The organism is Roseivirga seohaensis subsp. aquiponti, from assembly GCF_001267955.1.
Taxonomy (GTDB): Bacteria; Bacteroidota; Bacteroidia; order Cytophagales; family Cyclobacteriaceae; genus Roseivirga; species Roseivirga seohaensis.
This window is the reverse complement of the sequence record NZ_JSVA01000008.1, coordinates 171,049-192,041: the sequence shown is the minus strand read 5'-3', so window position 1 is coordinate 192,041 and position 20,993 is coordinate 171,049. Positions and strand designations below refer to the sequence as shown.

The window sequence follows — 20,993 nt, the reverse complement described above, 5'->3', positions numbered from 1 at the left end:
CCATAAAGCAAACGTGGTATATATCTTTGTACCACGTTTGCTTTGATTAACCAACACATCTTAAACCTAAGTAAAAGATGAAAAAAACACTCATAATCGTTTTTTCCTTAATTGCCATTACTGCGTTACAGGCCCAAAATTACTATGTATATGTTGCGGCCGAATCTGAAGATGAAGTGGCTTTGGTGAAATTCGATGGTAAAAAGGCAGAAACCATAAAGAATATTCCTGTGGGAATATGGCCTGCTGAAAACGAAGGCCCTCACGGAATCACTGTTGGCCCAGAAGGAAAATATTGGTATCTCAGTTTAGCCCATGGCAACCCTTATGGAACACTTTATAAATATGAAACTGGTACAGATAAAGCTGTAGGCTCCGTTACTCTTGGTTTATTTCCAGCCTCAATGCAGGTTTCTGCGGCTACTGGCCTACTCTATTGCGTTAATTTCAACTTACATGGCGATATGGTGCCTAGCACGGTTTCGGTAGTGGATGTAGAGAGCATGACCGAATTAACTCAAATCACGACTGGCGCAATGCCTCACGGCTCAAGACTTACTCCTGATGGCTTAAAACAGTATTCCGTTGCCATGATGTCGGGGGAATTATTTGAAATAGACGCCATAAGCTTGAAAATCACTAAAACGCTCGACTTGGATGAAGCCTCTAAAATGGCTCCTGAAGACCACAGCATGATGGACCATTCTAAAATGGACATGGGTAAATCAAAAATGAATGATGAGAAAAAGTCTATGGCAGGTATGGACCATAGTCAGATGGATCACTCTAAAATGGATATGGGCGGTATGCCAGCCATGAAACACTCTGCTTTCAAGCCTACTTGGGTAAGTACGCACCCTACCAAAAATTTGGTGTATGTAGCTGGAAATGGTGCTGCTGAAGTATTAGAAATCAGTACAGATACATGGAAGACTACTCGCAAATTTAAAACCGACAAGGGACCTTATAACATAGATATTTCTCCTGACGGCAAACGTATGGTGGTTTCCTATAAAACTGCAGCCAAAACTGGAGTTTGGGATTTAGAATCTGGAAAGGAATTGGCGAGATTAGATAACAGCCAAAAAGTAACGCATGGGGTAGCCATTTCATCAGACAGCAAGTTTGCCTTTGTTTCTGTAGAAGGAATTGGTGATGACCCAGGCATGGTAGATGTGATTGATTTAACAACTAACCGCCTGATAGACACCGCATACCTTGGTAAACAAGCCGGAGGTATTGCATTCTGGAAAATTGAACGATAAAAAAGACTTAAATTTTTTCGTCAATTCGTTTCCGAAATTAAAAGCAAATACTACTTTTGTACTCCGAAATAAAGCTGGTCTATGGTGTAACTGGCAACACGTCTGGTTTTGGTCCAGAAGAGTCTAGGTTCGAGCCCTAGTAGACCAACAAAAAGCTTCACAGAAATGTGGAGCTTTTTTTATGCCCAACCTCAAAGTTTTCTTTTAATCATACCCATTTAATCATAGGCCGTCTATCATCTACTAATAATTTTACTTTTTATGATAGAATTCATAAAAGAAGAACTTATCTTCCCTTCATTTTTATGAAGCCATTACTCTTTATCACTTTACTTCTTTTCCCATTTTGCTCAATAGCGCAAAAGGTAGACAGAACTGAATCAGTTTCACTGCTTTTTATAGGTGATATTATGGGGCATTACGCCCAAATAGAATCTGCGCTAGATACCACAACAGGTACTTATAGTTTTGATAGAATGTTCCGTAAAGTGAGCCCATTGATTCAAAAGGCAGATTTTGCCATTGCTAATCTTGAAGTTACTTTGGCAGGCACACCTTATAGCGGCTATCCTCGGTTCTCTTCTCCCGATGAACTTGCTGTAGCTGCTAAAAAAAGTGGTATAGATATTCTTCTTACCGCAAATAATCATGCCAGCGACCACAACCTCAAAGGCATTAAGCGCACCATTAATGTATTAGATTCTATTGACGTTAAACATACAGGCACTTTCTTAGACAAAGCCCACAAAGACAGCTCGAACTTAATTATCATGGAAAAGGGCTCTATTAAGGTTGGACTATTGAACTATACAGAAAGCACCAATGGAAGAAGAATACCCAAACCAGCATTGGTTAACCTTACGGATACTACAGCCATGAAAAACGATATAGAAAATGCTTTTAGCAAAAGCATCGATAAGCTTATTGTTTTCTTGCATTGGGGTATTGAGTATGATTCTGCGCCTTCTAAAACACAAAGAGAAACAGCTCAATTCTTATTCGAACAGGGTGTTGATATTATTATTGGAGCGCACCCACATGTGATTCAACCTATGGAGTTTACTCAGGGCAAGGGAGGTAATAAAGAACGTTTCATCGCCTACTCATTAGGGAATTTTGTTTCTGACCAACGCACCCGCAAAAGAGATGGCGGTGCTATGGTAGAAATCATTATTTCGAAAGAAAACGGACTGAGTCAAATTACAGATTACGGCTATCACCTTACTTGGGTAAACAAACCTATTATCAAAGGAAGAAGGAGCTATGAAATATTGGTTTGTAAAGAGTATGAAGACAATGATTTTAAAGGACTTACAGAATACTCAAAAAAGAAAATGAAGCTATTCATCAAAGACTCACGCGCCCTTTTAGACTCGCTCAACATTAATGTAAAAGAGAAACAAATGCGTTAGTTATCCTTAAGCAGCATTCAAATAATAGCCACTTATTCATTCCGCTTTTTTGATTAAATTCAGCCTCATAATTATTTAAAACAAAAGAATGAAGCGCGCACTTTTCCTCCTAATTTTCTCACTCATCACTTTTATCAGTTACAGTCAGAAGAAACCCGCCTATGTGATTTATACTGCTACAGGCAAGAAAGTTTCTTACAAGAAAATGTTGAAGACATTAGATAAGAAGGACATTATTCTATTCGGAGAACTGCACAACAATGCCATAGCCCACTGGATGCAATACGAAGTAACGAACGACTTAAGTGCATCGAACAGCATGATTCTAGGGGCGGAAATGTTTGAAGCTGATAATCAGAAGCCACTGAATGACTACTTGGCTGGAAATATTGATGCAAAAGCATTAGACACCTTGGCCAGACTTTGGCCCAATTACAAAACTGATTACGCGCCTCTAGTGGACTTAGCTAAAAAGAAACAACTCCCCTTTATTGCTACGAACATCCCAAGAAGGTATGCAAGTATGGTAAACAAAAGTGGGTTTAATGTATTGAATACACTTTCGGCAGAAGAAAAATCGTGGATGGCTCCCCTACCAATGCCTTTCGATAGTGAGCTACCTACTTACAAAAATATTCTAGCTATGATGGCTGGCCACGGTACACCCCAATTGGTAGAAGCTCAAGCTTCTAAAGATGCTACCATGGCGCATTTCATTTTAAAGAATTACCAGCCAAGTCACACCTTTATACATTATAATGGCTCATACCACTCTAATCATTATGAAGGTATTCTTTGGTATTTGAAAAGAGAAAGAAGTGATTTACAATACGCTACAATCGCTACGGTAATGCAAGATGATTTGAACAAGCTATTAGAAGAAAATAAGCTTATGGCCGACTTCATTATTTGTATTGACAGCAACATGACAAACACTTACTAACCTGAACTCTATAATTAAAACAGTGATTTTACAGGTATAACTGAACTTTCTTATTTGAAACCCCTCCAAAAGTTCTTATTCACAGTCCATATGAACTCATTTACTACCAATGAATACATAGCACTAACTTTTGGAGGGTTCTTGCTTTATTTAAAGAAGAGTTCAGGTTAGAAAGCTAAATAAAGTTAACCTCCGGACAGTTACGCCCTATAATTCAGTGTAAATGCGATTGTTAATACAGATTTTCTTATAAATTATCGTAACTTTGCACGAGCGTAATGATGTAAATACCCTTCAAGTAATTCCCCTATCGTATGATTTTCTGATTTCCATCAGCTTTCTACGAACAAGCCACTTACTAACTGCGTATTTCTTTACCCCCCTTGGTTGTTTGAGTAGAGCAATCATTGCATCATTTTTAACAAAAACACTGAATGGCTAAATCACAAGAAACATTTAACAAAAAAGAAAAAGAGAAGAAGCGTTTAAAGAAACGTCAGGATAAGCAGCAAAAGAAAGAAGAGCGTCAGCAGAACTCTCAAGGCGGTGGACTGGATAACATGATTGCTTATGTGGATGAAAATGGAAACATCACAGATACTCCTCCAGATCCAACAATCAAAAAGAAGAAGATCGATGCTAAGAGCATTGAAATTGGTGTTCCAAAAAGAGAAGATACTGTTGAAACGGTAAGAACAGGCCGAATCGAATTCTTCAACGATCAGAAAGGTTATGGCTTTATTAAGGAGCTAGAAACACAAGAAAAATTCTTCGTTCATGTAAACGGACTTATTGATGAAGTTCGTGAAGGCGACAAAGTATCATTTGAGCTTGAGCGTGGGATGAAAGGCATGAATGCGGTTAGCGTTAAGAAAGTGTAATTCCCCATTACACTTAAAAAGTCCATTCTAAAACATACGATTAAATTCCTTTACTCATTTATGAGTGAGGTTTTTAGTCGGTTTTAACTGGCCTTAAAACACCCTAAAACAACACTAGATAAAAGCAAAAATCCCCAATTAGCATTTCTAATTGAGGATTTTCAATATCTACCTCATCAAGAGGCATGTGATCTTATGTTACTTAACTAATCACCGAACCCGGATTTACCTTTTCATTTGGCTGAATTAGTCTCAAGTTTCCTTCGGCATCTTCTGCCATTAGAATCATTCCTTGCGACACAGTACCCATCATTGGTCGTGGAGCCAAATTGGCAATAATAGTAACTTGTTTCCCAACCATTTCTTCAGGAGAGTAGTGCTTGGCTATTCCACTCAAAATGGTGCGTTTATCAACGCCAGTATCTACTAAAAACTCAAGTAATTTATTCGATTTGGCTACTTTCTTAGCTTCTAGAATCGTCCCAACCCTGAGATCCAACTTCATGAAATCATCGAATACTATGGTCTCTTTTAAAGGTGTCAGTTCAATTTCCTTATTCTCCATTTCGTTTTGTTTCTTGGTGTTTTCTAATTTTTGAATTTGTGCGGCAATGGTTTCGTCTTCGATTTTTTCGAAGAGCAAAGCTCCTTGTGCTAACGATTGACCTGCACTAAGTAAATCTGGGTTTCCGGCTGCAGCCCAATTGAGTTGTTCCATTCCAAAAATTCCTCTCAATTTTTCCGCAGAAAAAGGAATAAATGGTTCGGCTACAATTGAAATGTTAGCCACAATTTGCAAGGCTATATTCAAGATGGTTGCTACCCTAGTTTCGTCTGTCTTAATCAGTTTCCAAGGCTCTGTATCGGCCAAATACTTATTGCCTAAGCGAGCAAGTTCCATCATTTCTGATTGCGCTTCACGAAAGCGATAACGATCGATAGAAGCACCAACCTTGGTTGGCAATTGCTTCAATGCCTCGATGGTCTCTGTATCGATATCGAAAAGCTCTCCTCTTTCAGGTACTTTACCTTCAAAATATTTATGTGTAAGCACAACCGCTCGATTTACAAAATTACCTAAGATGGCAACGAGTTCGCTGTTGTTTCTGGCCTGAAAATCCTTCCAAGTAAAATCATTATCCTTTGATTCGGGGGCATTGGCACACAAGGCATAACGAAGCACATCTTGCTTACCTGGGAATTCCTCTAAATACTCATGCAACCAAACCGCCCAATTTCTTGAAGTTGAAATCTTATTTCCTTCTAAGTTCAGGAATTCATTAGCTGGTACATTATTTGGCAAAATGTAATCACCATGTGCTTTTAGTATGGCTGGGAAAATGATACAGTGGAAAACGATGTTGTCCTTACCAATAAAGTGCACCAAATTAGTATCATCCGATTGCCAGTAAGGTTTCCAGTCTTTCCCCTGAGCTTCTGCCCATTCACGAGTTGCCGAAATGTAACCAATTGGGGCATCGAACCAAACGTAAAGCACTTTACCATCTGCTCCCTCTATAGGTACTTTAATCCCCCAGTCTAAATCGCGAGTCATGGCTCGGGCCTGCAAACCACCGTCAATCCATGATTTACATTGCCCCCAAACATTCGACTTCCAATCGTCTTTATGCCCTTCAACAATCCATTCTGTTAACCACTTCTCATAATCTTGTAAAGGCAAATACCAATGCTTTGTTTCTTTCATGATTGGCGTATTGCCACTCAAGGTAGATTTCGGATTAATCAGATCGGTTGGATTCAATGTAGCACCACAGTTCTCACACTGATCACCATAAGCTGAGGGGTGTGAACAACGTGGACAAGTACCAGTAATGTATCTATCAGCCAGAAACTGTTGAGCCTCTTCGTCAAAATATTGCTCGCTTACGCGTTCTTCAAATTTGCCTTCAGTATATAGCGTTTTGAAAAACTCTTGTGCAGTTTCGTGATGTATTTTATTTGAAGTTCTTGAGTAAATATCAAATGAGATTCCAAGCTCACCAAAACTATCTTTGATCATACCGTGGTATTTATCCACGATATCTTGGGGGTTAACACCGTCTTTGCGTGCTCTCATGGTGATGGCCATTCCGTGCTCATCTGAACCACAGATAAAGGCTACATCCTCTCCTTTCGACCTTAAATACCTAGCGTAAATATCGGCAGGCACGTAAACGCCAGCCAAATGCCCAATATGCACAGGTCCGTTGGCATAAGGTAATGCAGCCGTTATAGTATGTCTTTTGAATTCATTCTTACTCATAGGCTGCAAAGATAGTTTTTAGATATTAGAAGGAGGAAATAAGGTAAGAGATTTTGACAAGTTTGGCAGTAGATAATTACCAAAAGCTTGAACACAAAAAAAGCACACCCTTTGCAGAGTGTGCTTTGTATATCTAATAGGTAATTTCGATTAAAGTGAAATCCCCATAAAGCTCATAAATGCAATACCCATTAAACCAGTAATGAACATGGTAATCCCCAATCCTTTCAAAGCATCAGGAACGTTTGAGTATTTCAATTTCTCTCTGATCGCGGCTAAAGCTACAATGGCCAACAAGAAACCAGTTCCTGATCCAAAACCAAATACGGTAGCTTCGCTTAGAGTATAATCTCTTTGTGCCATGAATAACGCACCACCCAAAATCGAGCAGTTTACCGCGATAAGTGGCAAGAAAATACCTAATGAACCGTAAAGAGAAGGTGAGAACTTTTCGATCATCATTTCCACTAACTGCACCATAGCAGCAATAATAGCGATGAACATGATAAATCGTAAGAAAGATAAATCGATTGTAGCAAAGCTATCGCCCAACCAAGTTAATGCACCTTCTTTCAATACGAATTGATCCAATAGCCAGTTCATTGGTACTGTAATACCCAAAACGAATACTACAGCGAGCCCTAAGCCCATGGCTGTAGATACCTTTTTAGAAACGGCCAAGAAAGAACACATGCCCAAGAAATAGGCGAAGATCATGTTCTCTATAAAAATCGACTTTATACCTAAGTTAATTAAATCCATGATTGCTTCAATTAATGTTCTACGTAACCTGTTTTAGTTCTCTGTACCCAAATGATAAAGCCAAGTACCATAAAAGCACCCACTGGACTAACCATCAAACCGTTAGTGGCAAGGTTATCCATTCCAATAGCTTCGAAAACTGGGTAACCAAACACTTTACCCGACCCGAAAAGTTCTCTGAAGAAAGCAACAGTAAGGATAATCCAAGAGTAACCTAAGCCACTCCCAAGTCCATCGAGCATTGAATCGTATGGTTTATTCCCCAAAGCAAAAGCCTCAAGACGTCCCATCACAATACAGTTGGTAATGATTAGACCAATAAATACAGATAGCTCTTTGTACATATCGAATGCATATGCTTTCAAAACCTCGTTTACTAATGTTACCAAGGTAGCTACTACAGCCAGCTGTACAATAATCCTTACCCTTGAAGGAATGATATTTCTCATCAAAGAAATAATCAGGTTAGAAAGGATCAATACCATTGTTACCGAGATGGCCATTACCATTGTCGGTTTCATTTGAGTGGTTACTGCCAAGGCAGAACATATACCCAAAACCTGAATGGTAATTGGGTTGTCATCACTCAACGGATCTATTACGAATTTCTTCCTGCGCTTAGAAAAAATTGCTTCTTTCTTAACGATTGGTTTTTCTAAAGTTTCAGTACTCATATCCTCTTTGTTTACTGATTATTCATTGACATGGCATCTGCATTCGAATTTGCAGAGTGCTTATTAAAGTATGCCTGATAATACCCTAAGTAATTAAGTAACATTGCGTTTACTCCATTTGCTGTCAAGGTTGCTCCGGCCAAACCGTCTACTTTGGTATCATCTAATTTTGATGGTGGATTTCCTTCTCCCTTAATCATGGTTACAGAAACCAACTCTTGGTTTTCAACAATAGACTTACCTTGGTAACGCTCCTGAACTTCATCAGTTGTAATTCTGGCTCCTAGTCCTGGAGTTTCTCCTTTGTGTGAGAAAGTCACCCCTTTTATAGTCTCTAAATCTTCATTCAAGGCTACAAAGCCCCAAATTGCATCCCAAAGACCTGCACCATAAGTAGGTAGAATATAAGCAACTTCACTTCCATTTCTGTATTTGAAAACAGGGTATACTCTTTCTTCTGCTGGTTTTTTGTAATTCTTTTCAATGTTTACATTCTCAGCAACTAAAGGCTCTCCTTTTTCATTGGTAGTTACCAAATTACCTTCATAGTCTGCCACCTCTGAACTGATTACCTCTGCATAACGATCCAAAATTTCTTGTGGTGACATGTCACCTAACTTGGCCTTTTCCGCAGGAATTGCTCCCAGAATCTGTTTCTTAGTATCTAAATCTTGCGCCTTCTTTTGAGTTGGCCCTAAAACTTGAGAAACCCCAGACAATAACCCTCCTAATACTGCTGTGAGTATTAAAGAGAATACTATAATATATGTATTAGACTGTCGCACGTGCTAACCTCCTTTTCTTATTTGCTTGAATTACATAGAAATCAATTAGCGGGGCAAAAACGTTCATTAATAACACCGCCAACATAATACCTTCTGGGTAAGCTGGGTTTACTACCCTAATCAATACGCTGAGCATACCAATCAAAATACCGTAAATCCATTTCCCTGTTTCAGTATGGGCTGCCGACACAGGGTCAGTTGCCATAAACACAGCACCGAATGCCAAACCACCCATTACCAAATGGTAATGCGCTGGCATATCCATAAAAGGATTGATTCCTGCTGCATTGAATATTGCCCCCATAATAAAGGCTCCACCGAATACACTTACAATAATTTTCCAACTTCCTACACCTGTAGCGATCAGAATTAGTGCTCCTACTAACACCCATAAGGTGGAAGTTTCACCGATTGAGCCTGGAACTAAGCCCATAAACAGGTTATTAAAACTGAAGGTGTCTCCCAATGCAGAAACTACATTTCCTCCTGCTGTTGAGGTATCATAAGCTACGGCTAAAGCTGTGGCTCCTGTAAATCCATCTACTGGTGTTTTATCTGCCAGTTGCGTCCAAACCGCACCAGAAATTTGTGATGGGTAAGCAAAATATAAGAATGCTCTAGAGGTCATGGCAACGTTCAGAATATTCATTCCTGTTCCTCCAAAGATTTCCTTTCCAACTAAAACACCAAAAACTGTAGCCAATGCTACTTGCCATAATGGAATGGTAGCCGGTACAATTAATGGAATTAACATTCCTGTTACCAAGAAGCCTTCGTTGATAGGGTGTTTTCTAACTACCGCGAAAATAGCCTCGATAATACCTCCTGCGGCATATGACACCAAAACGATTGGTAATACCCAACGAGCACCAAAAAGGAAGTTTTCTAATGAAAGGAAAGTAGTTGCCTCTCCAATCGCAACGTGGTGTTGATACCCCGTATTAAATATTCCAAAGATCAGACAAGGGATCATGGCAATTACCACGGTCATCATCATTCTCTTCAAATCAATTGCATCCCTCACTTGCACTCCTTTATTTTTGGCAGTGCTAGGCGGTGAAAACATAAACGTTTCTCCAGCTTCAAACAGGTAGTAGAACTTTTCAAGTTTACCTCCCTTTTCGAACATCGGTTTTTGTTTTTCTAATAGGTTGTGTAAAAACTTCATCCTTATCCGTTTTGTATCAATTCTATACCCTCTCTTACCATATGTTGAACGTCATGCTTAGAAACATCAACGAATTCACATAAAGCAAGATCTTCCTCAATTACCTCATAAATACCTAAGGCTTCCATGTTGTCAAAATCTTCAGACAAAATGGCCTTCAGTAAAAATGTAGGGTAAATATCCATTGGAGTTACTTTCTCAAAAGTACCTGTTTGAACAAAGGCTCTGTCTTCACCATTGGTGTTAGAATCGAGTACGTATTCTTTGTCCTTACCATTCAAGAAAGAGAATAAGCCCCATGCTCTGTGGAAGCTCAGCACATCTTTCTTAGGCATAATCCAGCCCATGAATTCAGAATGATCTCCCTCAGGAATAACAGTAATGCTATTTGCATAGAAGCTCAAGTAACCGTCTTTCTCTATTTTTTCACCTGTCAAAACGTTGCCAGAAATATATCTCACATGGTCTTGTTTGATGTTTCCTTCAACAAGTTTATTGATGGCTCCTCCGCTGTAGGTTTTATAGTACTGAGGTGTTTTAACCTCTGAACCACAAACCGCTACTAATCTAGAAGCATCGTATTTTCCTTGGCTAAAAAGCTTTCCGATTTGAGCAACACCATAAGGTGTCACAGTCCACACAATATCACCTTTATTAATAGGATCTAAGTGGTGGATTTGAACTCCCACGTTTCCTGCTGGGTGTGGTCCTGAAAACTTATTATGCTCAATACCTTCTACATTGGCAAATACTTTAGATACTTCTGCATTCAGGTTGTGATTCAAATGAATTTTACCCTCAGTAAATTTCTTAAGAATATTGATTCCTGTTTTAAAAGCATCCTCTTCACCTTGCAAGGTAAAAGCTATATCAGCAGCCAATGGATGGGTATCGAAAGCCGAAATATGAATCGCCTTAGGGCTATCATTTTCATTGGCCACAACACCGAAGGGGCGTTGAATAATGTTTGGCCATACACCAGATTTCATCATCTGAGCTTGAGCTTCTTCTCTGCTCAATCCAGTAATGTCTGATGGGCTGTAGGACTGAAACGATTCGTATTCGATCGTTTTATCGGCTAGGATTTTGACTTCGAGGATTTTCCTTTTGGCACCTCTTTTCACTTCGACAATTTCACCACTCACCGGTGAGCAATACATCACGTTCTCCTGCATCTTGTCGAACAAGATCGGAGTTCCGGCTTTAACGTTGTCGCCCTCGTTAACAAGTAACTTCGGACGCTTCATTCCAACAAAGTCGGTGGGTTTAATTGCAAACGTTTCTGGATGAACGGAATCAGCAATTTTATGTGCTGCTTTTCCTGCCAGATTGATGTCAAAGCCCTTTTTAAGCTTTATAATTTTGGACATACTCTTTTAATTGCGAATCAATAGTTTGATCAAATGTTGGGGCAAAAGTAAAATATTTACCGTCAACAAAAAGCCTTTATCTAGCTTTTCGAGGCGCAATTTAGTCCAAAAAAAATGGTATGAAAAGTATTAGTATAGAATTATGCGACTGGTAGTTTCTTAAATGATTTTTCAATAAAGCTACTCACCTGTTCCATAAGCCACATTGGAGTAGATGTAGCACCGCAAATCCCAACCCTATCTTCTTCTTTGAACCATGAAAGATCTATTTCTTCCTCAGACTCAACAAAATAGCTTCGCTCATTTTCCTGCAAACAAACACTGTAAAGCGCTCGCCCGTTCGAGCTTTTCTTTCCGCTAACAAAAATTATTACATCTTGGTCTTTTGAGAAATTTTGGAGTTGCGGTTCTCTATTTGATACTTGACGGCAAATACTATCGTTCGCGCTAAAGTCTATCTCTTTAAAATCACCCTTTGCTTCTTTTATTCTATCTTCAATCATCTGACGAATTCTATAGAAACCTTTAGTACTTTTTGTGGTTTGGCTGTACAAAGTAACTGGACGACTGAAGTCAATTTTATCGAGGTCTTTATCCTCCATAATAATTATAGCCTCATTGTTGGTCTGGCCTGTAAGGCCAATCACCTCGGCATGACCTGTTTTTCCATAAATCACAATTTGCCCGTTCACATCTTGCATACGGTCATAAGCCATTTTTACGCGGTTCTGAAGTTTGAGCACAACCGGACATGAAGCATCCACCAATTCGATATTATTATCCATGGCTAATTGATAAGTTTCTGGTGGCTCACCATGGGCCCTGATCAATACTTTGGCGTTTTTAATGCTTTTTAATTCTTCCCTATCAATAATTTTCAGGCCTTTGGCATTTAGGCGATCTACCTCCATACCGTTATGAACTATATCGCCAAGGCAATATAATTCACTCTCTTTCATTTCATCTTCCGCCATCTGGATAGCAAATTCTACCCCAAAACAATAGCCTGAATTTTTATCGATTGTGACTTCCATACTAATTGATATCTAGCCTTCTATCTGTTCGTTCGCCAAAGTTAACACCTTATTCACTTGATCTTCAAATTCCAAATGCGAAGTATCAATTACAATAGCTTCTGGTACTTGAATCAAAGGACTTTCTTTTCTGTTGGAGTCCTGCAAATCTCGTTCCCTAAAATTCTTCACAATCTCTTCAAGCGATGCTTTCTCTCCTTTTTCTTCTAATTCAGCTTGCCTTCTTTTGGCCCTCGCCTCATCACTTGCTTTCATGAAGATTTTGAGTTCTGCATCTGGAAAAACCACCGAAGCGATATCTCTACCATCCATTACTACACCTCTGTATTTGCCCATTTCTTGTTGTTGGGCTACCATGGCTACTCTTACCGCTTTAATGGCAGCTACAGGGCTCACAAATTCTGAAACATACATTTTGCGAATCTCTTCTTCAACATAGGCTCCATTCAAAAAAGTTTCGCTTTTACCTGTTTGTGGGTTATGCCTGAAATCAATACTTATCGCTTCAAGAGCGCTCATAACTTGAGCCTCATCCTTAATATCTACTTTATTCTGAAGCATATATAAGGTTACCGCCCTGTACATCGCTCCGCTATCTATAAATTTATAGGCCAAACGTTTGGCTACTTCCTTCGCAGTACTACTTTTTCCGCAACCTGAGAAACCGTCAATGGCAATATTGATCTTCTTCATTCAAAATAAATTTCGGCAAAGGTAAGAAGTTTGATGAAGGGGTATAAAGAATCAAAACAAGGATTTGAGTTAAATAGAAATAAAACAATTGAAACCTCACCCAAACTCTGCCGAATCTGGTAGCCCTTGGACTGTTAAGGAAAAAACATCGTTCCGTGCATAATGTCCAATTGGGTCGAAATCGAGCTTACTCTTTATTACTTCATCAATGCTGATTTCAGCGGTAAGTATTCCTTCTTCATCCCACAATGGCCCTGCTAAAACCTCACCTGTTGGCGACACAATAACAGAACCTCCACGGCTCATCACTTCTGGCTGGTGATCTAAATCAGCAATTCCAGGCAAATCAATAGGATACATTGACTTGGTCACAAACTGATTGCAGCCCATTACAAAACACCTGCCCTCCAAAGCAATATGCCTTAAGGTATGCTGCCAACTTTCACGGCTATCGGCTGTGGGTGCCAAATAGAGTTGTACGCCTTTTTGGTACATGGCCGTTCGCGCCAGCGGCATATAGTTTTCCCAGCAAATCAGCCCTCCCATTTTGCCCAAAGATGTATTAAAGGTTGAAAGGGTTGAACCATCTCCTTCTCCCCAAACAATACGTTCAGCAGCGGTAGGTTTAAGTTTTCGATGCTTGCCCATGAGTTCACCCTTTGGGTTAAAATAAAGCATGGTGCAGTACATGGTTCCTGAAACCGTGTCCTTTTCATTCACGCCTATTACCAAAAATAAATTGGCGTTTTTGGCCATCTCACCCAATTGATTAGTTGCTTTACTCGGTACCTCAATGGAGGACTTCCAGTAACGCAACCAAGTTTCGCGTCCTTCTGTGCTTCTGCTACCCACCACAGTACCGAAGCTCAAACCTCGAGGGTAGGCAGAAATAAAAGCTTCTGGAAACAGCGCTAGTTGAGCTCCTTTACTAGCAGCCTCGGTAACCAAATGAGCCACTTTTGCCAAAGTTTTCTCTAAATCGAAAAGCACGGGTGAGGCTTGAACCACCGCAGCAATGAATTTTGTAGACATGGCTGAAAGTTATAAAATTTGAGAATGAAATTACGATTTAAGATATTGGAGCAGTCCACTACCCCACCCTCGTTCTTCTTCTCAACTTCGAAATACGGTCTTTGTAATAAAGTTTAAGCTCGTCCAGAAATTTCATTGGTTCTGGGTATTCCGTTAGCACCTTGTAGGTGTATTTTCCTTTCACTTCATCAATAATTTTCTCAAGCCTCTCTTTCTCCTTTTTTAGAAACTCGCCTTTAGACCGTTGATCAACCTTAACTCCGCTGTGTTCCGCAATATTTACCAATGTATTACCACTAAATATATGAGCATGGTAATCCTTCAACGCGTTTAAATCTCCAGTTTGATAAATATGAATGAGCTTTGTAGTTACCTCCGTTGCTAAATCCGCTTGCCCTTCATTCATATTAAATTTATCGGGATGCACATAAAGCATGGCTTCTCTATAAAGTCGTTTTCTTTCCTTTTCATCCACTTCTGAAACATGGACTTTAGCAGCTTTGGGCAAGGGCTTTAATGAGGTTGGTGGCGTGTAATTCTTCCCTCGTTGCTTTTGTGCAATTCGCTTTTCCTTCTTCGCTAACTTCTGCTTTTTATAAAGCACGGTTAGTTCTTGAACCTCCACCAATTCATTGGACAATTCAGACCTAAGAATAGATTCAAAGGCAAACACTTTTTGTTCTAATACATCTAGCTGTTTTTTCAAAGCATCAACCTCAGCCTGCAATAGCAGTTCATTTTGGCTATAAGTATTGATTGGGTGATTTTGCTCTGACATTAGATGTTTTCAAAAACCAAAGTTGAGAAAGTATCTACAAATAGCCCAATTCAATTATCTCAACTTATTCGTTCGGACTTTCAATAAAGAAAATAATAATTACATTAAATCATTATATTAGCGAATCAACTTTATGTATCACCATTAAAAATTAAATCATGCTCTTATTAGGTATGCCTGGAGGGATGGAAATGTTTTTCCTTTTATTCGTTTTAATACCCGTAGTTTTATGGATAACAGCCTTAGTCGACTGCCTCAAAAGCAACTTTTCAGGAGACAGTAAAATCATTTGGGTTTTGGTCATTATATTCCTACCTGTTTTAGGTTCGATCTTATACTTCCTCGTTGGACGAAATCAAAAAATAACTTAGCCCCAAACGAATTCAATGCTTCATCTTAGAACAATGTCTGAAAACGATTGGCCCATGGTTGCGAAAATCTATGGGCAAGGTATTGCAACTGGTCAAGCTACATTTGAAACGGAAATTCCAAGTTGGGAAAAATGGGATAGTTCACATTTAAAAGCTTGTCGTTTTGTGGCAGAAAAAGAAGGTGAAGTTGTAGGTTGGGCAGCCTTAAGTCCCGTTTCTAGTCGCTGTGTTTACGGAGGCGTTGCTGAAGTAAGCGTTTATGTTTCAACAGCACATTTAGGGCAAAAAATCGGGAGTCAGCTTTTAAAACAACTGATATTAACCAGTGAATCCGAAGGGTTTTGGACGCTTCAGGCTGGTATTTTTAGAGAAAACAAAGCCAGTATTAAACTTCATACTGCTTTAAGCTTTAGAGAAATTGGTTATCGCGAAAAAGTAGGGCAAATGAATGGGGTTTGGAGAGACACCATTTTACTTGAGCGTAGAAGTAAACTTTTTCAGCATTAGATTCAGAAAGTCACAACATCATCCACATTTTTTAACACTCTAATTCATACGAATTCTTACCCTTCACATCATTCGGATTGGCGACAAAACTAAAACGCCCTATTTTGTCAACACTAACAACCACATCAATTTGAATTTTATGAAATACATTTCGAGAAGCCTAGCGTTGGTGGTAATTCTGCTTACCTCCATTGCATTTACAGGTTTTGCACAAACCGATCCCGTAAAATCGGACACCAGCAAAACAAACAAGAAAAAGAAAAAAGATTTACCTCTTGAGCCTGGGAGAACTTTTGATTTCGACCTCACAGAAGGCTCGTGGATTTCTTTGGATGTAAGTCCAGACGGAAAAACCATAGTGTTTGATTTTTTGGGTGACCTATATACTATACCTATTTCTGGCGGAAATGCTACTCAAATCACTAAAGGTATGCAGTTCGACAGCCAACCAAGGTTCAGCCCAGACGGTAAAAAGGTAATCTTTATATCTGACGAATCTGGCGGGGAAAATGTATGGACTTACGACTTTGCTACCGACAAGAAAAACCAAGTCACGAAAGGCAATTCCAATGCTTATCAGTCTCCGGAGTGGACACCTGACGGAAAATATATGATCGCCTCAAAAGGTGGCGGGTCACATAAGCTTTGGTTATATCACGTAGAAGGTGGTTCTGGAACAGCTTTAGTGAGCGAACCTAGTAATATGAGAATGGTAGAAGGCGCATTCGGAAAAGACGACCGTTACATTTGGTTCTCTAGAAGAACAGGTTCTTCACAATACAACGCAAGTATGCCGCAATACCAAATGGCAACTTACGACCGCGAAACGGGAGAAATCACTGCACAGTCTTCTCGATACGGATCGTCCTTCCGACCTACCCCTTCTACTGATGGAAAATGGTTAGTATACGCAACCCGCCACGATGCAGAAACTGGCCTAATTTTGAGAGATTTAGCCACAGGAGACGAAAGTTGGTTAGCCTACCCTATTCAGCATGACGATCAAGAATCACGTGCATCGAGAGACGTTTTGCCAGGTTTTTCATGGACACCAGACAATAAAAGCATTGTAATTTCTTATGGTGGAAAAATATGGAAGATCAATGTAGCAACGAAAAAAGCTCAGGAGATTCCTTTTAGAGTAAAATCAAGCATAGAGTTAGGCCCTGAATTGGATTTTGATTACCCAATTTCAGATTCAGAAGAATTTGTGGTTACTCAAATTAGAGACGTTGCCCCTTCGCCAAATGGAAAGCAAATGGCCTTTACCGCCTTAGACGAGCTTTATATTATGGACTTACCTAATGGAACTCCTCGAAAATTAGTGAACATTGGTGAATCTCAAGCTCAGCCAGCATGGTCGCCAAATGGCGAATGGATTGCCTTTGTGAGTTGGAAGGCCGAGGGCGGAAAATTATACAAGGTTCGCCCGAATGGTCAAAACCTTACGCAATTGAACAAAGATAATTCTGTTTACCAAAGTCCCGTTTGGTCAAATGACGGAAATAAAATCGTTGTTATTAAAGGTTTAACACAAGACTTTAAGGAAGCACTTCAGCGCACAGCTTTTAGAGGTACGAGCGACTTGGTTTGGATTTCGGCCGATGGATCGAAAGATAACTTCATTACATATACAAACGGAAGAGCTAACCCACATTTCGTTAAGTATTCGGATAGAATCTATTTATCAAGTGGCAGAGGTTTATCTTCAATTCGTTGGGATGGAACAGATGAAAAATTTCATGTTCGAGTTAGAGGAAAAGCAGCCGCAGGATCGAGCAATGCTCCAAATGCCTCATGGATTCGTATGGCACCAGAAGGCGACCAAGCCTTGGCCGAAGTTGTGAATGATTTATTCGTAGTAACTGTACCACAAGTAAGTGATGAAGCGCCAACGATTTCGGTTTCAAACCCAGCGAATGCCGCTTTCCCCGCGCGTCAGCTCACAGATATTGGAGGGCAATTCCCGGCTTGGAATGCAGACGGAACTAAAGTACACTGGGCCGTAGGAAATGCACATGTGGTATATGATTTAGCCGCAGCTAAAGCTCTTGAAGAAGACAATAAAACCGAAGAGGACAAGGAGAAGAAAAAAGAATATGAACCAGTAGAAAATCGAATAAGTGTAAAGGTTAAAAGAGATACTCCTCAAGGTTCTATTCTATTAAAGAACGCTCGAATCATTACCATGAAAGGTGATGAAGTGATTGAAAAAGGAGATATTTTAATTGAAAACAACCGCATTAAGCAAGTAGGCATTAACCTTACGGCTGACAGGAAAACCACCGTAATGGACATGGCCGGAAAGACGATTGTTCCAGGTTTTGTAGACACTCATTCCCATTTCCGTCATCCTGTAAATCTTCATAGAGGAGAGTTTTGGCCATATCTTACCAATTTAGCCTTTGGGGTAATCACTACACGCGACCCCCAAACTGCCACCACAGATGTACTCACTTATGGAGACTTAGTGGATGCGGGTAAGTTAATTGGCCCAAGAATTTATTCTACCGGCCCTGGTATTTTCGGTAGCGAAAACATTAGTAGCCTAGAGCATGCTCAAAAAGTAATGAAACGCTACAGCGAATATTATAATACCAAAACGATTAAAATGTATGGTGCTGGAAATCGTCAGCAAAAGCAATGGATCATTCAGGCTGCTAAGGAGCAAAACATTATGCCTACTACCGAAGGTGGATTGGATTTTAAAGCTAACCTTACCCAAGTTATAGATGGCTACCCAGGGCATGAACACACCTTCCCTATCTTTCCATTGTATAAAGATGTGATTGATTTAGTTTCATTTTCACGAACAGTTTATACCCCAACATTGCTAGTAGCTTACGGTGGCCCTTGGGCAGAAAACTACTACTATGCTACTGAAAATCCACATGCTGATCCAAAACTAAATCGCTTTATGCCGCATGAAAATCTTGACTCTAGAACTAGAAGAAGAAATGACGGCTGGTTTATGGAAGAAGAACATGTTTTTGAAGACCATGCGTATTTTGTTAAAGATTTAGTAGAAGCTGGCGGAAGAGCTGGTGTAGGTAGCCACGGCCAATTACAAGGTTTGGGTTATCATTGGGAACTTTGGGCGATGCAGTCTGGGGGGTTGAGTGAACTGAACACACTTAAAGTGGCCACTATTTTAGGAGCAGAAGCCATTGGTTTAGACACTGACCTAGGCTCTATTGAATCGGGAAAATTAGCTGATTTGGTTATTTTGAATAGTAACCCTCTAGATAACATCAAGAACTCTAAAGACATCAGTCATGTAATGAAAAATGGCAGACTGTATGATGGAAATACGCTTGATGAACTTCACCCAACTAAAAAGCCACTTCCTAAAATGTGGTGGATGGATGTAACTCCAAAAAATTTACCAGGAGTGAAAAAATAGCCCCATAACTTAAAGCGAATTGAAAAATGGCCACAGCAGACAAATGTTGTGGCTATTTTTTTTGAATAAATGAAACTAACCCTGATGAAAAAGTGTATATTTACATGAATATTAAAGTAATTTTACACCAAACATATGAAAGAACAAACGCAAAATTCGTCCAACGTTCTCAATGAACCCGCAGTAATGTATGGGCATACAAATTACTATTCTTTGGCCGACCATGATATTTCAAAAAATTACATCAAAGCAATTCTAGACATCTCAAAACTTACTCTAAATGAGCTGATGGCTATTATTCCTATCTCCATAGATACCTACAAGCGTAAAACAGAGTTTAACCCGGCAGTTACTGAAAAAGTACTCGAGATAGAAGAGGTTTACCGAACAGGGCTCAGCGCCTTTGGCGAGGGCTTTCACACTTGGATGTCTACCGAAAACGTGGCCTTAGGGGGAGTTATTCCTAAAAAACTGCTCTCCAATAGTTTCGGAGTACGCAAACTTCTCGATGAAATTGGCCGCATGGAACACGGAGTACTTGCCTAATGCTTGTTTACAGAATTAGTAAACAAATCTATGCAAACGACCTAAGTGGAACGGGCGCTGGATTATATGGTGGTAGGTGGAATCCAAAGGGTGTCAGCCTTGTCTACACGGCAGGAAGTACTTCTCTGGCATGTTTAGAATATTTAGTACATAATTTCCATGTTATGGAAAAACAAGAAATATGTTTATCGGAAATATTCGTTGCAGACGATTCTTCAATCGAGGAAGTTTCGCTTAATGACCTTCCTGCCGACTGGCAGACGAAAAAATATACTCCTCTTTCTACACAGAAAATAGGTTTCAACTTCTTTCATAGAGCAGAAGCCTACTTACTCAAAGTACCTTCGGCAATTGTTCCCAACGAATTCAACCTCTTGCTTAATCCTTCCCACAAATTCCACCGAGAAACATATATATTTAATCAAATCACCCCTTTCAGTTTTGACGAGCGACTGTTTAGTAAAAGATAAGCAAGGTTGTTCTTCCTCCGTAATTTCCTTTAAACAAAAAACCATGGCAGAAGGCTCTACCATGGCTTAAAATTAGCAAGCGAATATTCTTAGAGTCCGTAATGCGATCTATGTCTATCTGTTACACTTTTGTGGCTACTATCGATTCTACTGGTTTTAAAACTAGCCTGTTCAATTGTAGCAGGGCCAGAATTTGTTGGTGTGTCGAGCACTACATTCGGTTCCACTTCTGTCTTAAATAAATAAGGCTGTAGGTCATAATAATTGTACATGTTCCAAATAAACTGTGTGTACTCATCAACACCCGACTTGGTACTATCAATGGAAGGAGCCTTTTTCAGTTTATCCACATCTGCATTTAATATCACCTTTTTTTCTTCGTCAGAATCTAGGTAGAAAGCTCCAAAAGGAACAGGGATATGCTTTGAATCCATTCCCCAAAAACCTGTGCTCACTTTTAATAAAACATAGGCCACTCTTTCTGAACCTTGATGAATTATAACATCCTCAATTTTACCAATATGTTCGTGGGCGGGTGTTAAAACATCGCTGTTTTTTAAATCGGTAACTGATATAAAATAATTTGCCATTTCTCTTTTGTTTAAGTCCTACATTAATTTCATAGGCCTATTAAAG

At 39.6% G+C, this 20,993-nt stretch carries 20 protein-coding genes and 1 tRNA gene; 10 read left to right on the top strand and 11 right to left on the bottom strand.

The window, feature by feature from the left end:
• Positions 1-77: 77 nt before the first annotated feature.
• The 5 genes from OB69_RS07805 to OB69_RS07785 all read left to right on the top strand — a co-directional run bounded on the left by OB69_RS07805 (position 78) and on the right by OB69_RS07785 (position 4,501).
• Positions 78-1,265, top strand: coding sequence for a YncE family protein (locus tag OB69_RS07805; RefSeq protein WP_053223147.1), 1,188 nt, complete (start codon positions 78-80; stop codon positions 1,263-1,265).
• Between the two features lie 75 nt (positions 1,266-1,340).
• Positions 1,341-1,413 (top strand) — tRNA-Gln (locus tag OB69_RS07800).
• Positions 1,414-1,570: 157 nt separating this feature from the next.
• Positions 1,571-2,677 (top strand): CapA family protein, encoded by a 1,107-nt coding sequence (locus tag OB69_RS07795; RefSeq protein WP_053223308.1) that lies wholly within the window; start codon positions 1,571-1,573, stop codon positions 2,675-2,677.
• 88 nt (positions 2,678-2,765) lie between these two features.
• Positions 2,766-3,620, top strand: a complete 855-nt coding sequence (locus OB69_RS07790; RefSeq protein ID WP_053223146.1) for a ChaN family lipoprotein — start codon at positions 2,766-2,768, stop codon at positions 3,618-3,620.
• A 434-nt stretch (positions 3,621-4,054) separates the two neighbouring features.
• On the top strand, positions 4,055-4,501 hold the full coding sequence (locus OB69_RS07785; RefSeq protein WP_053223145.1) for a cold-shock protein: 447 nt from the start codon (positions 4,055-4,057) through the stop codon (positions 4,499-4,501).
• A 202-nt stretch (positions 4,502-4,703) separates the two neighbouring features.
• Here OB69_RS07785 and metG read toward each other — a convergent pair whose 3' ends face one another.
• The 10 genes from metG to OB69_RS07735 form a co-directional block, all read right to left on the bottom strand.
• Positions 4,704-6,764 carry a methionine--tRNA ligase gene (metG, locus tag OB69_RS07780; protein ID WP_053223144.1) on the bottom strand — a complete coding sequence of 687 codons (2,061 nt, stop codon included), beginning with the start codon at positions 6,762-6,764 and terminating at the stop codon, positions 4,704-4,706.
• A gap of 150 nt (positions 6,765-6,914) precedes the next feature.
• Positions 6,915-7,526, bottom strand: a complete 612-nt coding sequence (gene nqrE / locus OB69_RS07775; protein WP_053223143.1) for an NADH:ubiquinone reductase (Na(+)-transporting) subunit E — start codon at positions 7,524-7,526, stop codon at positions 6,915-6,917.
• A gap of 11 nt (positions 7,527-7,537) precedes the next feature.
• On the bottom strand, positions 7,538-8,200 hold the full coding sequence (locus OB69_RS07770) for an NADH:ubiquinone reductase (Na(+)-transporting) subunit D (RefSeq protein WP_053223142.1): 663 nt from the start codon (positions 8,198-8,200) through the stop codon (positions 7,538-7,540).
• A gap of 11 nt (positions 8,201-8,211) precedes the next feature.
• Entirely contained in the window at positions 8,212-8,985 is a 774-nt protein-coding gene (gene nqrC, locus OB69_RS07765; protein WP_053223141.1) for an NADH:ubiquinone reductase (Na(+)-transporting) subunit C, read from the bottom strand.
• The gene (locus OB69_RS07760) at positions 8,972-10,153 is read right to left on the bottom strand and encodes an NADH:ubiquinone reductase (Na(+)-transporting) subunit B (protein ID WP_053223140.1); all 1,182 of its coding nucleotides are present in this window, start codon (positions 10,151-10,153) and stop codon (positions 8,972-8,974) included. The genes nqrC and OB69_RS07760 overlap by 14 nt, the downstream gene beginning before the upstream one ends.
• A 2-nt stretch (positions 10,154-10,155) precedes the next feature.
• Positions 10,156-11,523, bottom strand: coding sequence for a Na(+)-translocating NADH-quinone reductase subunit A (locus OB69_RS07755; protein WP_053223139.1), 1,368 nt, complete (start codon positions 11,521-11,523; stop codon positions 10,156-10,158).
• A 140-nt stretch (positions 11,524-11,663) separates the two neighbouring features.
• A complete protein-coding gene (locus OB69_RS07750; protein WP_053223138.1) occupies positions 11,664-12,557 on the bottom strand; it encodes a 4-hydroxy-3-methylbut-2-enyl diphosphate reductase in 894 nt (297 codons plus the stop codon).
• 12 nt (positions 12,558-12,569) lie between these two features.
• Positions 12,570-13,250, bottom strand: coding sequence for a (d)CMP kinase (cmk, locus tag OB69_RS07745; protein WP_053223137.1), 681 nt, complete (start codon positions 13,248-13,250; stop codon positions 12,570-12,572).
• A gap of 96 nt (positions 13,251-13,346) precedes the next feature.
• Positions 13,347-14,282, bottom strand: coding sequence for a carbon-nitrogen hydrolase family protein (locus tag OB69_RS07740; RefSeq protein WP_053223136.1), 936 nt, complete (start codon positions 14,280-14,282; stop codon positions 13,347-13,349).
• A gap of 58 nt (positions 14,283-14,340) precedes the next feature.
• Entirely contained in the window at positions 14,341-15,060 is a 720-nt protein-coding gene (locus OB69_RS07735) for a hypothetical protein (RefSeq protein ID WP_053223135.1), read from the bottom strand.
• A 158-nt stretch (positions 15,061-15,218) separates the two neighbouring features.
• Here OB69_RS07735 and OB69_RS18980 point away from each other — a divergent pair, with 158 nt between their 5' ends.
• From OB69_RS18980 to OB69_RS07715, 5 genes are all read left to right on the top strand, one after another.
• Positions 15,219-15,431: a PLDc N-terminal domain-containing protein gene (locus OB69_RS18980; RefSeq protein ID WP_062303004.1), complete on the top strand. Its 213-nt coding sequence runs from the start codon at positions 15,219-15,221 to the stop codon at positions 15,429-15,431.
• Positions 15,432-15,446: 15 nt separating this feature from the next.
• Complete coding sequence (locus tag OB69_RS07730) at positions 15,447-15,938, top strand: GNAT family N-acetyltransferase (RefSeq protein ID WP_053223134.1); 492 nt, start codon at positions 15,447-15,449, stop codon at positions 15,936-15,938.
• A gap of 139 nt (positions 15,939-16,077) precedes the next feature.
• Entirely contained in the window at positions 16,078-19,341 is a 3,264-nt protein-coding gene (locus tag OB69_RS07725) for an amidohydrolase family protein (protein WP_053223133.1), read from the top strand.
• 135 nt (positions 19,342-19,476) lie between these two features.
• Entirely contained in the window at positions 19,477-19,887 is a 411-nt protein-coding gene (locus OB69_RS07720; protein ID WP_053223132.1) for an antitoxin Xre/MbcA/ParS toxin-binding domain-containing protein, read from the top strand.
• Positions 19,887-20,357: an RES family NAD+ phosphorylase gene (locus tag OB69_RS07715; RefSeq protein ID WP_053223131.1), complete on the top strand. Its 471-nt coding sequence runs from the start codon at positions 19,887-19,889 to the stop codon at positions 20,355-20,357. Before OB69_RS07720 ends, OB69_RS07715 begins: the two co-directional genes overlap by 1 nt.
• Positions 20,358-20,446: 89 nt before the next feature.
• Here the strand turns inward: OB69_RS07715 and OB69_RS07710 are convergent, their stop codons facing one another.
• The gene (locus OB69_RS07710; RefSeq protein WP_053223130.1) at positions 20,447-20,947 is read right to left on the bottom strand and encodes a PRC-barrel domain-containing protein; all 501 of its coding nucleotides are present in this window, start codon (positions 20,945-20,947) and stop codon (positions 20,447-20,449) included.
• Positions 20,948-20,993 lie beyond the last annotated feature (46 nt).